This is a genomic window from Paenibacillus sp. YN15 (assembly GCF_003285005.1).
GTDB lineage: Bacteria > Bacillota > Bacilli > Paenibacillales > NBRC-103111 > Paenibacillus_AR.
This window is the reverse complement of record NZ_QMFA01000075.1, coordinates 1-11,563: the sequence shown is the minus strand read 5'-3', so window position 1 is coordinate 11,563 and position 11,563 is coordinate 1. Positions and strand designations below refer to the sequence as shown.

The window sequence follows — 11,563 nt, the reverse complement described above, 5'->3', positions numbered from 1 at the left end:
ACCTCTCGTGTACTGGTTTATATTACCCAGTATTGACAGGCGCATTAACTGCTAACAGCGAGGAAGCTCTTTTTATAATCATGACAAGAACTGTCACTATTATAGTTTATAGTAAGTGTTGAGGCCAGCAGTGAGTATGCTGGAAACGTTAACCGAATGGGAGTGTATCCAAATGACAGCCGTTCAAGAGCTGCAGCACATGTTGTTTGAGGAATTGGAGCTTATCGTCCGAACCACAACCAATCTTTTGGCCAAAGTGAAGCGGGAGGATCTGGAGTTTCGTCCGCAGCCCAATATGCGAACCTTGCGGGAGCTGGCCGAGCATCTTGCCGCCATTCCCAAAGTGGATTTGCTGATCCTGCAGGAGCATTCCGCCGAGGAGGTCCGTCAACTGGAAGGCCGCTTTGCGGAGACGGATTTTGCTCAACTGGGAGCCAGCATGGCCGAAGGTTTGGAGCCGCTGCGGCAGTACATGGCCGCTTTGTCGGAGGAGGATTTTTTGCACAGGAAAACCGTCCCCTTCTACCTGGACCACGGAACGGCCCAAGCCAAGTGGCTCATCGAAATCGTCACCCACGCCCAGCACCATCGCGGCCAGCTCTTCACCTATCTGAAGATGCAAAGCTACGACGTAGGCATGTTTGATTTGTATTGAACGACAAAAGAGGGGGCTGCGTTCCCCTCTTTTATTGTTTTGCAAAAGGAAAAAAGCCCCTATAGGCGGCTCTATCAAAATTTGGTATAATTGGTCATGTGCAGGCTTGCAGGGCGGTCGGCTATCCTCTATGCTTACGAAGCTGGCTTTCTCACGAAAGCCCTTAGGTGATGCCGTGGAGGTAAAGGATGCTTTGACGCTGATGATTAGTTTTGCCGGGTTGATGCTTGCCCTGTTGACGCTGGTCATCCGAGTCATTGAAGTCTTCCACCGAAACAAGAAATAGACCGCCCTCGCCAAAGGTCGCGGTCTATTTCACTTGACCAAACACTGAGGCCGACCGCCTTTCAAGCGGTTGCTGCACACTGAGGGGCTGTTGACGCAGCTCCTCTTTATCATTCTACCCACAGTATAGCACAAACAGAATGCGGTGAGAAAATGTTTTAGAAAAATCCCGCCATATTTACAGGAGAAAATAACGTAAGCCTCTCCTCAAAACAAAAAAGAACCGCAGTATGCGCCTTTTGAAAAATCTGGTATAATCANCGTAAGCCTCTCCTCAAAACAAAAAAGAACCGCAGTATGCGCCTTTTGAAAAATCTGGTATAATCATCATGCAACTATATAGCGACAAGGGCGGACGGCTAATCTCCCGGAAGGGAGGTGATGCCATGAGTGTTTATGAAACTCTCGTACTAATGATTGCTTTCGCAACGTTGGTCGTGCATATCATGAACAAAAAGAAATAGGCCGCCCTTGACAGGGGACACGGCCTATTTCTCCGGCTTAACCCATAAAGCTTAACCGCCTTTGAAGCGGTAGTTGCTACTGAGGGGCTGTTCGCGCAGCTCCTCTTTATCATTCTACCCACAGTATAACACAAACAGAATACAGTGAGAAAATGTTTTAGAAAAATCCTGCCGTACTTACGGACGAAGGCTGCAGTTGTGCCCCGGAAACGCTTCTTCTCCGGGTTGGGCAAGCACCATTCCCCGCGGAAGAACGTTCCTTTCCAAGACCAACCATTGGAACTTCATATGATATAATGAATGAATCAGAGTCGAGAGGTCGTGATTTCGTGAGTGTTAACCGTGAAGAATTAAAACGCATCATTGACCAAATTCCTGAACAGGATGCAATTGTTGTTGCTGACTTTATTGGTTATTTGAACGCAAAAAGAGAACATGAAGCACTAAAAAACCTGGAAGAGGCAAGTATGACCAGCATGAAGTTCTGGAACAATCCCATAGATGATGAGGCCTGGAATAATGTATAAACCAAGGAGATATCGTATTAATTCCACTTCCATTCAGTGACTTGTCCACCACAAAACAACGTCCTGTTCTCGTCTTGTCCAATACAAAATATAACTTATCCTAATCTGATCTTGTTGTTGCCGCGATTACCTCCAACTTGATTACCAAAACTTATACAATAAACGACATCAAGAATAATCTTTTCAAAATAAAAGGGAGCCACCCATTCACAACCAAAGTCTGGGCCAGCTCCTTTTGTCTATTTATTTTTACTCTACTATAGCACTTTGCCAAACAAAATTGAGCATTCCTCCACACTTTCAAGCAATCTCCCTCTCAAATTCACAAGCCAATCCGGTTCATGCTCCCACTTCTCGGCAGCTGAGCGCAAAGTCCGAGCATACCCGTATAAACGGGCAAAACGCCTGCATGCCGGCAGTAAAGTCTCAGCATCACCCGATAGCTCATATTCAGTGCGGTATCCATCCACAAAGCATTGCTTCTTCTGTTCAAAAGCCTCCGAAGGGATGTTCTCCCGCAAGCTATCCAGCGCCTGCTCCATATCCATGGCATACCAATGGTACATGGCATCATCGAAATCAATGACATGGCAGATCTTGGTTTCATCGTCATAAAAAACATTATCGTATTCAAAATCATAATGGATGAGGCCATATGCATCCTGTGGCTTGGGGATCGAGGCGAAATAATCCCGCAATAATGCCGTTTCCGCCAATGCAGCTGCTTCTCCGGGAAATTGGGCTAACACGTCCTGAATCCAATCCAAAACATCACTATACGACCATCTTCTGTGGTGCTCCGGCGTATATTGGCTGGACAGACGGTGGAGCTTCCCCAGTGCCTTACCGTAACTGAAAATAATCTCATCTGAAAAATCGGTACGATCCATCTGCATACCCGGAACACGTTTAAATACCGATGCAATGTATCCTCCCCATGGAGTCTCCGCTTCCACAAGTTTTTCACCCTGCTTGGATACAACCGCCTCCAAAACGCCATAGCCATGGCTACGCAGATAATCAATAAACTCTAACTCCGCCAAAAGATTCGGCTTCCATTTCTCTTCCTCGGGAGCAAACCGCAGAAAATGAGTCGTCCCTTCCCGTTTGAACGGATAGATTGCGTTGGAGGATACACGGTAATGCTTAAACATTCCGATGTCCTCATACTGCCAATTCTTCAATAGCATTTCCGCCAAATCCCTGTTATCAAAAAGATACTTCAGCTTCAGCATGTAGGTAACATCTCTCCTTTTAAGCTTAGGTTACATTCGCGTTCCTTGTACCCTTTAGTTTACAAGAGAACAACTAACTGCTACAGGGAGAGTTTGTTTATAGTAAAACTGAACCTCCTCCATGTTTCGGCAACTGCCTCATTCATCAGGAAAATTGCTCAGCAAATGCTTCCAGAAAGTAAGGCTATCCCTAAGCCCGGCGAAATACAACCATTCCTTCTCCAGTGTACAACGGAAGTTGATATTCTCTTCCCAGTTAAGAATCTGCCGGTACTGTTCTAATGTTAATTGAAGCTTCAGTTCAGCAGACAAGCATTGCTGATGTTGGACAAGCTCATTGATCTCTTCCAGATTGGATGCCTCTAACGCCCGTTCTAAAAAACGCAAATCAAAGGCAGGCCTCACCCATTCCGGCCAAGGTTCTGGCATGTGGTTCACTCCTTCTTCCCCGTGTTATCAAGGTCAATATTTTTCTTGAGAATACATAATTGATTATACATTTGACTATTATAAGTATCAAAATATAAATTAATGACTATTATTAGTGTATTTCGTAATGACTTCGTTGCAACTACACTCAACATGAGGTGTAGGCATATGTCTGAAATCCTGGTTAATGTAGGAAAGCGAATCCGTGAAATTCGAAAAGCCCGCGGCCTGTCCCAAACCGCTTTAGCGGAAAAGTGCGGGTTTACCTTTTCCTACATCGGTGGTGTTGAACGGGCAGAAAAGAACATATCTCTGTTAAATCTGGAGAAAATTGCAGATGGTTTAGGCGTAGGCGTTCATCAATTCTTTATGTACTCTTACCAGTACGAGCAATTAACGGCTAATGAAACAACAATTAAAGAAATCATCTCCTTGCTGATTGATCAGGATTCCCACTCGATTGAGATGGTGAAGAATATTGTAGCTGAAGTGTTGAAGAATCAGCGGAAGTAGAAGCCAAACTTGTGAACATCCATATTTTCCAGAAAAATAAAAGAACAAGCGCTCTCGAAACGCTTGTTCTTTTTATGTAAGGAAGTATAATGTGTACAGAATATAATGAGACAAATTGTCCGAGGTGTTCCTTTGATATGAAATTGAGCGAACTCTCCGACCGTTAATATCGCGCTGCATATTTGCGAAATCTTAGGCGTAGACCCGCGGGAAATCGATGAATGGAAAGACCGGAGGAAAGAAGTGAAGCTGTAGAGTGAGGCATTTATTTTGAGCCAGATATTCAACATATGCGACTCTTGAAAAATCTGGTATAATCGTCATGCAACTATATAGCGACAAGGGCGGACGGCTAATCTCCCGGAAGGGAGGTGATGCCATGAGTGTTTAGAAAAATCCTGCCATTACTCGCAGGCGAAAGCCGCAGTTACACCCGTGGAGATGCCCCTTCTCCGGATCAAGCAAGTGCTCCCCGCGGGAGAGCGTTTCTTTCCAAAGACTGAGGTTCTCGTCCTTTCCTGCCGGATGCCATAGAATCACCATCTGTCCATAGATGCAACCATTGTCCTCCTAAAGGCGTTTAAATACCGATGCGATGTATCCCCCCCATGGATTTTCTGCTTCCACAAGTTTTCCACCAGCCTTGGAAACAATCGCTTCAAGAGCACTATAGCTATGGCTACGCAAATAATCAATAAACCCCAGATCCGCCCAATTTCGTGACTCAGGTATCAGGAATATATCTTTCGAGATTGTAAAATGCTAAATAATTTAAAATGCTTGGTATGTACCCGGGATATTCAGAATAGACATTCTCAATAGAAATCCAAATCTTCCTCGAAAATTCGAAAGCAAACTCATGCTTCCCCTGTTCATTTCTTAGAAGACCTATATTATGAAATAATCTAAGCTTAACACTTTCAAGCAAATATTTTATTTGGCAATATACTCTATTGATCATCTCTTCGTTCTTTATAATATTGATCAAAATATTAATAACCTGAAAATGGGGAATTTTTATGTATTTATTCCAAATTGGATATTGATAACATTCCTCTTCTAGTAGATCTCTAAATACACCTGTAAAAACATTGTAATCATCACTTTGCAAATCCTCACTTAAATCTAGTAAATCATCAAGAATTTGCGTGGATATTAATATATCTAATATAATTTTTTTTAACATGTCATAATTTTCATAGTCATATTTAATAATTAGAATTTCCGAAATTGCTGCCATTAATTCAAATTTACCTAAACTCATAGTTGTGTAATAAGAGAAATTATTTGAGGGCCCTGCAAAAAGACACTTAGATAGCTGAGATATTAAAAATTCGTTTTCGTAGAATTCAGAGTGCTTACTATACCCCATCTGCAGAATCAAGTTAAACTGATGCTGGGTTTCGGAGTCTTTTGCCAGGCATAATATATTATTTTGTAATTCTTCATAAAGTCGCCTCTCTAAATGCCGCAATCTTTCTTCTTTATAATAGGTCTTATAATCGTTTTTAAATTCATGAATTGTCATACATAATCCAGCCAAAATTAACTGCTCTTGAAACATTGCATAATCATCTTTTTTTATCATTGGGAAAAGTGTTGGAAAACCTATAATATACGCCGAACCATTATACTTGTTTATAGTGTAGGTGACTAGCTCTTTAAGTAATTGAACCTCCTCTTCCTCCCACCTTTTATCCAATTGCATAATTATTGAATTGGTTCGTTGCTCAGTTTCAGAAATCAGTAGATTCTTCTTGTTAATAAAGCTGTACGTCATTCATTTCCCTCATTTCAATCTTCTCATTTTTTCGGCGAAAGAATTTTGGGCTGTCTCATCTGATCTCAGATTAGAATTCATTGTCATAACATAATTAAATAACTCAGGTATTTCCTGAATTTCTACATACATTTCCATTACTTCTGCAATCAATCCCTTTTTAAATTTACAAATTAAATGTTTGAGTTGATCATTGTCTTTCATTTCTTCTCCTACTTCGTAACACATTCCTCCGCATAATCGTTTTACCCAACATTTGCTGCATTCTACATCCCCAAAATCATCAAAGCCTTGATCCATAATGAAGGAATTTCTTTGTTCAATATTAAGAGGATTGGATGTTCCAATGTTATCAATATTACCGATTATTTTAGTCTTATCAGTCGTTCCTAAATATCGATGGCATGGGACAATTTCTCCATTTGGTGAAACGGCTACATAACGCCGAATTGCTCCACAAGTGATCATTTGAGGCCTATATGCGTACAGGTGAAACATTGTATTATGAAATATTCCTAATCTAAATGCAGCCCCCATTTTGTATTGTTCAATACAATATTGTCTTAATTTTTTTATACCAATTAACAATTCATTTACAATGGTTTCCCCCTCCTCCATCTCAACACTTTGTAAAATATTGGAGAAAGGAATACCTGTTGCGATATTGTTAAAACCCAATTCTATGCAACTTTTTACTGCTTCAATAAAGTCAAAGTTTTTTGAAGAGGCTGTAATCCTGCAAGTACGCACTGTCCCGTCGTATGTTTCCAAGAATTCTTTTAGTTTCCTAGCAATTAACATATAACTGCCAGAACCGTCCTTAAATATTCTATGTTTATCATGTTGTTCTTTAGAGCCATCAATACTAATGTAAATACTTACCTTATGTTCATTAAGAAAAACTGCCTTTTTTTTGTCCAGCAGAGTTCCATTCGTGTTTATTGAAAACCGCACACTGCGGTTTATGCTCAATGCTCTTGCTTCTGTTTCAATAATAATTTTTTTTACTGACTCAAAATCCAACAACGGCTCTCCACCAATGAATTGTACAGACAAAACATCATTGTCATGTAATAAACATAATGCGGATTCAATGACGTTCATCGCAATATGATGGTCCATTTGAAAAATATCTTTTCTCCCGTTTTTTTCGAAATGATTATTGTTATAGCAGTATGTACATGACATATTACAGTCTGTCCTGGTTCCTAATGAGATAGCTAAAATGCTACTTGCATCAGTCGTAAGATTTAAACTCATCTTTTTGTTTTTTTCTTCAAGGGTCAAAAAGGTAATTAGGACCTCTTCTACAGAAGAAGTAAATTTTTCATTTAAGATATCCTTACCAACTTGTTCTTTTAATTCTGCGAATAATGCAGTGTCTGGATCATATATATAGAAACTGTCTTTCTGCCTGTCTATGATAATCCGAACCGAGCGATTTAATATTTGCACGTCTTTATGAACAAACCTCATTTTTATATATCCCCTCAATAAAATTTTCTCATTACTCATGCCCTTATAGTTTTGCCGAATAACTGGTAGACCTCAAATTTAAATATTATGTTAAATTTGAGGTCTATTTTTACTAATAGCCACCATCAATTCCAATCTCATTCTCTGTACAACAAGTGCCACAATTATCACAAGCGGCCGCTACAGCTTTTGACGACAGTAAATACAGCTCGTCTAGAGTTAGCGACTTGAGGCTAGTGATGGATTTTAAAACATTATCTTTTTCATCATCTGAAAGTTTCTTGACTGATTCCATTGCGCGCTGATACATTTTTATTTTATCATTATCCATTAAATCAACCTCCTTTCTATCCAAATTATTTACTAATTTTGTTTTAATAAACATTAAAATCAATTTCTCTATCTTATATTTCCATTTGGATGACACCAATAAGATAAAAAAACGTTGACCCTACGGTCAACGTACCAAATATCCCTAAAGCAAGGTTGAACATTCTCCAGATACCAATTACACATCAACCTCTCTCTCCACCATACAAACCGGTTCCTCATTCCGTTTTTTCCCCGACCTCAACATAAAGGTCAGAGGAATCGCAGCCAAGCCGATTACGGTGGCCAGCAGGAAAATGTCCTGCACGCTCATGGCCATGGCTTGGGCTTTCACATGTCCGTTCACCGTTTCTGCCGCGCCGCCGGCCAATGTCTTCTGATGCGCCAGAGAACGGAAGCTTAGCACGGAGCTGAAGAGGGCAATGGACAGGGCCCCGGTGGCTTGGCGCACCCAATTGGTGACGGAGGAGGCGTGACCGGTGATTGCCTTGGGAACGGCGGACATTCCGGCGTTGGTGACAGGCATATAGGACAGTACAATGCCGATGCTGCGCAGCGCCATCATGACGGATACATAGATATGGCTGCTTGCCATGGACACATTGCTTAGCTCCCAAGTAGACACTCCCAGCACCAGGATTCCTCCGAGAATCAGCCAGAAGGGGCCGACCCACGAATATAATTTGCCCACCACCGGGGACATCACGGCCATAATAATCGAACCTGGGAGCAGCACCAGCGCCGTATCCAGCGGCGTAGCCTGCTGAATGTCCTGCAGAAACACCGGAATCAGGAAGGTGCCCGAGTATAATGCGATGGTAATGATGCAGTTCAGGATGAGGCTGTAGGTAAAGCGCCGCTGTTGAAACACCCTCAGATTCAGCAGCGGTTCCTCCAAAGACAGCTCGCGGCGGATGAAGTAGAACAGCGTCGCCCCACCGATAATTAACAGGGACAACGTCTTCCATGAGGTCCAGCCCCAGGCGCTGCCTTTGTTGAACGTGAGGATAATCAGAGTGCTGCTCAGAATCACGGTGATAAAGCCCATCGTGTCAAAAGATTGGGTCTTGCTTTTCTGCCGCTGGTAAGGCAGGCATTTCAACGCTACCGCCACGGCAATCAGGCCCACGGGCAGATTGATCAGGAACAGGGATTCCCAGCCAAAATAGCCGGTCAGCCACCCTCCCAGGGTAGGGCCAAAGGCGGGAGCCAGCATGGACGCCAAACTCCATAAGCTCATGGCAAAGGCTTGTTTTTCCCTCTCAATGAACTGGTAGATCATAGTCATGGTGGTAGGAATGATGAGGCCGCCGAATACAGCCTGTGTGATGCGGAAGGCAATCAGGGAATGGATGGACCAGGCAATGGCGCACAGCCCGGAGAACAGCGTAAACCCGGATAAGGCGACTACGTACAGAACCTTATAGCTCCATTTGTCCCCAAAGTAACCGACAACCGGCGCCACGACCCCGGTAGCCAGCAAGTAGCCGGTAATCATCCACTGGACGGTGCTGATCTCCGCATGGAAGTCTTTCAAGAAAATCGGGAATGCCACATTGATTGTCGTTGTGCTCAGAATAGCCATAAAATTGCCGAAGAATATGGCTAAAATAATCAGCCCGAATGAAGATCGTCTCGCAGTTTGGTTTTCCACTCCATGTTCTCCTTTAATATATGTGTATGATACACCTATTTGACTTATGTGTATTATACATCTATTATTAGAGATGTCAATCCAATGTACCCCCTAAGGACGGAATACACCATGGACGAAAAAAATCTGAATTCCCTGAATATCGAACTGATGACGCTCATCCGCCGCTCTGCTTTAGACAAGAAGCTTGGAGGGTTGGACCGCTCCTCCTATACGCTGCTCTGCCATCTGGCGGGCTGTTCCCAGCTTGGCGTGAAGGCCTTGGCCGAGCAGCTGGGCCTGGACTCCTCCACGATCAGCAGGCAAACGGCTGCCCTGGAAGCAAAAAGCTATATTGAACGGGTTCCCGACCAGTGCGACGGAAGAGCCAGCAACTTCCGGATCACCGAACTGGGCCGGCAGACTCTGGAGCAAGCACGGGAAATCCGTCTTAGGCGGTACGGGCAGCTTTTTGAGGATTGGTCTGCCGCGGAGTGCCGGATGTTTACGGAAATGCTGTCCAAGCTGAACCGCAAGCTGGCGGAATAATACCGCGGCAATTCGGCCGGCCTGCCGCTGTCTTGCTTCCGTTCACAACGCCTTCCCGGATTGCGGAGGGCGGCCTCCCCGCGGTCTGCCTTTCAGTCTTATCCCCAGAATAATAAGGGCTATATAAATGATGATAGCGATGGAATCGGTGAACGTGCTTCCAAGAGACGAAGCATCCAGAATGGCGGTTGCCCCAAGAATGACAATCAGCCGCACAAACAGAACGGACACGATCATTAAAGCGGCCAGCCTGCCCTTTAACGGATCGTTTTGAATGGACAAGATCATGAAAGTTATGCCAAAAACCAGATTTTCAACGGTGATGATATGCCATACATACGTGAATACGGTTTGAGTCTCCACGGATACCGCCTCAATATCCAGCTTGGGCAGCACAGCAGCTTGCCCGTTCCATGCATGTGTTGCCGCAAACAGCACGGCAAGGACGCCGGCAATGAAATAATACGGATTCTTAATCCTGATGCGCATTGCATCCCTCCTCTCCCATTACCGGATCATGGCCACGCATGCTCCGGTAAATCTCCCGTACCATTTCCGCCAGCCGCCGGTCGCTTTCCGGATTGAAATTCCGCAATGTTTCGGCTGCCTTACCGAGCAGTTGGCTGATCTGCTCCAGATGCTCAATCTTCCTTCTTATTTCTGCCTGTTTGGCATCGAGAAACGAAGCTGCCTCCCCGCAATAAGTGGGATCAATATCCTCCATCCTCCTGAAATTGAACTTTCCCTTCATTTCCTCCAGGGTAAAGCCCGCAACCTGCATCATTTGAATATTCATTAAATCGACGACATCAGTTTTGGAATACCTGCGGTACCGGTTTTCCCGGCGTGACGGCGAAACAAGCCCGATCCGGTCATAGTACCGGAGCGTATCCTTCGGAATCTGAAGCATCCGTGAAACCTCTTGGATCGAATAGTTTTTCTCCATGAAACAAGAATAACATTGGAGTGCGCTCCAATGTCAAGGGAGCTTTTTACAGGCATGGGTCCCCGCTTCTGAAAAATGCGCACAACCCTCACGCCACGTTTCTCCAAATCTGCCGCGTCAGCTCTTGATCATTTTTGTAGAGCGGAAAAATGCCCCCATTTTGCTTGCCCTTGATAATTGGTGTTTTTTGCCGGTTGCCTACTTGTCCATCCGGGAAGATCCCGGGGTATGCAAGCAATTGATCCTTTCCTTTGTCGGCAAATTTTTGTCCATAGAGGTCCCATCCGAACTAAGCTGGTCTGAAGCGGAAACCCTGCGTTATGCCCGGAGACTGATGCGCCCCTTTACACCGAAGGAGCTGTCAGCCCATCTGCGGCTTACGGAACAGCACACCAGGCTTGTTCTCCGTGATCTGGCAAGCAAACAAATACTGGAGGTTGCAAGCGGAAAGGTGAGGTACCGGACTTACCAGCTGCTGGATTCGAAATTCTAATGGATTTTGCGCGCTGTGGGGGGCAGGGGGGTACAGATACACTCCGGGATATCATGCTGGAGCTCTAACGAATATCACAATGCTTATTTCCGAAAAAGCAACCGGTTTAAAAATGTAACGAATATGAGCCACGCTATTTCTTCATATCTGGCCGTGCGCGTTCATTTTTTGTGAAATAAGGCACTAGCGATGCATCAAACCTTACATGAGAAAGGAAGCAGAAATCCTTCTCCAAATGTTCATAGAAT

16 protein-coding genes are annotated in these 11,563 nt (G+C 44.0%); 8 read left to right on the top strand and 8 right to left on the bottom strand.

The genetic code is table 11. The features are described 5' to 3' along the window. Positions 1-172: 172 nt before the first annotated feature. From DQG13_RS29905 to DQG13_RS29895, 5 genes are all read left to right on the top strand, one after another. Positions 173-655: a DinB family protein gene (locus DQG13_RS29905; RefSeq protein WP_113023858.1), complete on the top strand. Its 483-nt coding sequence runs from the start codon at positions 173-175 to the stop codon at positions 653-655. A 130-nt stretch (positions 656-785) separates the two neighbouring features. Then, entirely contained in the window at positions 786-941 is a 156-nt protein-coding gene (locus DQG13_RS31085; protein ID WP_181593099.1) for a putative holin-like toxin, read from the top strand. A gap of 328 nt (positions 942-1,269) precedes the next feature. Next, entirely contained in the window at positions 1,270-1,404 is a 135-nt protein-coding gene (locus tag DQG13_RS31980; protein WP_220094471.1) for a putative holin-like toxin, read from the top strand. Positions 1,405-1,733: 329 nt separating this feature from the next. Beyond that, positions 1,734-1,931, top strand: a complete 198-nt coding sequence (locus tag DQG13_RS29900; RefSeq protein ID WP_113023857.1) for a DUF2281 domain-containing protein — start codon at positions 1,734-1,736, stop codon at positions 1,929-1,931. After that, positions 1,928-2,035 (top strand): type II toxin-antitoxin system PemK/MazF family toxin, encoded by a 108-nt coding sequence (locus DQG13_RS29895; RefSeq protein WP_309472262.1) that lies wholly within the window; start codon positions 1,928-1,930, stop codon positions 2,033-2,035. The genes DQG13_RS29900 and DQG13_RS29895 overlap by 4 nt, the downstream gene beginning before the upstream one ends. Positions 2,036-2,188: 153 nt before the next feature. On the opposite strand, the gene DQG13_RS29890 is transcribed toward DQG13_RS29895, so the two are convergent. Both DQG13_RS29890 and DQG13_RS29885 read right to left on the bottom strand, forming a co-directional pair. Beyond that, complete coding sequence (locus DQG13_RS29890) at positions 2,189-3,166, bottom strand: phosphotransferase enzyme family protein (protein WP_113023856.1); 978 nt, start codon at positions 3,164-3,166, stop codon at positions 2,189-2,191. Between the two features lie 138 nt (positions 3,167-3,304). After that, positions 3,305-3,595 carry a hypothetical protein gene (locus tag DQG13_RS29885; RefSeq protein WP_113023855.1) on the bottom strand — a complete coding sequence of 97 codons (291 nt, stop codon included), beginning with the start codon at positions 3,593-3,595 and terminating at the stop codon, positions 3,305-3,307. A 168-nt stretch (positions 3,596-3,763) separates the two neighbouring features. Between DQG13_RS29885 and DQG13_RS29880 the strand changes: the two genes are divergently transcribed. Further along, entirely contained in the window at positions 3,764-4,108 is a 345-nt protein-coding gene (locus tag DQG13_RS29880; RefSeq protein WP_113023854.1) for a helix-turn-helix domain-containing protein, read from the top strand. Between the two features lie 724 nt (positions 4,109-4,832). On the opposite strand, the gene DQG13_RS29875 is transcribed toward DQG13_RS29880, so the two are convergent. From DQG13_RS29875 to DQG13_RS29860, 4 genes are all read right to left on the bottom strand, one after another. Further along, the gene (locus DQG13_RS29875; protein WP_113023853.1) at positions 4,833-5,888 is read right to left on the bottom strand and encodes a hypothetical protein; all 1,056 of its coding nucleotides are present in this window, start codon (positions 5,886-5,888) and stop codon (positions 4,833-4,835) included. Positions 5,889-5,897: 9 nt separating this feature from the next. Further along, positions 5,898-7,364 carry a radical SAM/SPASM domain-containing protein gene (locus tag DQG13_RS29870; RefSeq protein ID WP_181593098.1) on the bottom strand — a complete coding sequence of 489 codons (1,467 nt, stop codon included), beginning with the start codon at positions 7,362-7,364 and terminating at the stop codon, positions 5,898-5,900. A 112-nt stretch (positions 7,365-7,476) separates the two neighbouring features. Continuing rightward, positions 7,477-7,695, bottom strand: a complete 219-nt coding sequence (locus DQG13_RS29865; RefSeq protein ID WP_113023851.1) for a hypothetical protein — start codon at positions 7,693-7,695, stop codon at positions 7,477-7,479. A gap of 177 nt (positions 7,696-7,872) precedes the next feature. Continuing rightward, complete coding sequence (locus DQG13_RS29860) at positions 7,873-9,348, bottom strand: MDR family MFS transporter (protein WP_113023850.1); 1,476 nt, start codon at positions 9,346-9,348, stop codon at positions 7,873-7,875. A 111-nt stretch (positions 9,349-9,459) separates the two neighbouring features. Between DQG13_RS29860 and DQG13_RS29855 the strand changes: the two genes are divergently transcribed. After that, a complete protein-coding gene (locus tag DQG13_RS29855; RefSeq protein ID WP_113023849.1) occupies positions 9,460-9,876 on the top strand; it encodes a MarR family winged helix-turn-helix transcriptional regulator in 417 nt (138 codons plus the stop codon). Between the two features lie 42 nt (positions 9,877-9,918). Here DQG13_RS29855 and DQG13_RS29850 read toward each other — a convergent pair whose 3' ends face one another. Both DQG13_RS29850 and DQG13_RS29845 read right to left on the bottom strand, forming a co-directional pair. Further along, positions 9,919-10,365 (bottom strand): hypothetical protein, encoded by a 447-nt coding sequence (locus DQG13_RS29850; protein ID WP_181593097.1) that lies wholly within the window; start codon positions 10,363-10,365, stop codon positions 9,919-9,921. Next, complete coding sequence (locus DQG13_RS29845; protein ID WP_113023848.1) at positions 10,349-10,822, bottom strand: MerR family transcriptional regulator; 474 nt, start codon at positions 10,820-10,822, stop codon at positions 10,349-10,351. Before DQG13_RS29845 ends, DQG13_RS29850 begins: the two co-directional genes overlap by 17 nt. Positions 10,823-11,024: 202 nt before the next feature. Between DQG13_RS29845 and DQG13_RS29840 the strand changes: the two genes are divergently transcribed. Beyond that, positions 11,025-11,315 (top strand): hypothetical protein, encoded by a 291-nt coding sequence (locus tag DQG13_RS29840; protein ID WP_220094470.1) that lies wholly within the window; start codon positions 11,025-11,027, stop codon positions 11,313-11,315. Positions 11,316-11,563 lie beyond the last annotated feature (248 nt).

Bases quoted from the DNA above. Each gene is read 5' to 3' on its own strand.
- DQG13_RS29905 (WP_113023858.1), top strand. From the start codon at position 173: ATGACAGCCGTTCAAGAGCTGCAGCACATGTTGTTTGAGGAATTGGAG.
- DQG13_RS31085 (WP_181593099.1), top strand. From the start codon at position 786: ATGCTTACGAAGCTGGCTTTCTCACGAAAGCCCTTAGGTGATGCCGTG.
- DQG13_RS31980 (WP_220094471.1), top strand. From the start codon at position 1,270: ATGCAACTATATAGCGACAAGGGCGGACGGCTAATCTCCCGGAAGGGA.
- DQG13_RS29890 (WP_113023856.1), bottom strand. From the start codon at position 3,166: ATGCTGAAGCTGAAGTATCTTTTTGATAACAGGGATTTGGCGGAAATG.
- DQG13_RS29885 (WP_113023855.1), bottom strand. From the start codon at position 3,595: ATGCCAGAACCTTGGCCGGAATGGGTGAGGCCTGCCTTTGATTTGCGT.
- DQG13_RS29880 (WP_113023854.1), top strand. From the start codon at position 3,764: ATGTCTGAAATCCTGGTTAATGTAGGAAAGCGAATCCGTGAAATTCGA.
- DQG13_RS29875 (WP_113023853.1), bottom strand. From the start codon at position 5,888: ATGACGTACAGCTTTATTAACAAGAAGAATCTACTGATTTCTGAAACT.
- DQG13_RS29870 (WP_181593098.1), bottom strand. From the start codon at position 7,364: ATGAGGTTTGTTCATAAAGACGTGCAAATATTAAATCGCTCGGTTCGG.
- DQG13_RS29865 (WP_113023851.1), bottom strand. From the start codon at position 7,695: ATGGATAATGATAAAATAAAAATGTATCAGCGCGCAATGGAATCAGTC.
- DQG13_RS29855 (WP_113023849.1), top strand. From the start codon at position 9,460: ATGGACGAAAAAAATCTGAATTCCCTGAATATCGAACTGATGACGCTC.
- DQG13_RS29850 (WP_181593097.1), bottom strand. From the start codon at position 10,365: ATGCGCATCAGGATTAAGAATCCGTATTATTTCATTGCCGGCGTCCTT.
- DQG13_RS29845 (WP_113023848.1), bottom strand. From the start codon at position 10,822: ATGGAGAAAAACTATTCGATCCAAGAGGTTTCACGGATGCTTCAGATT.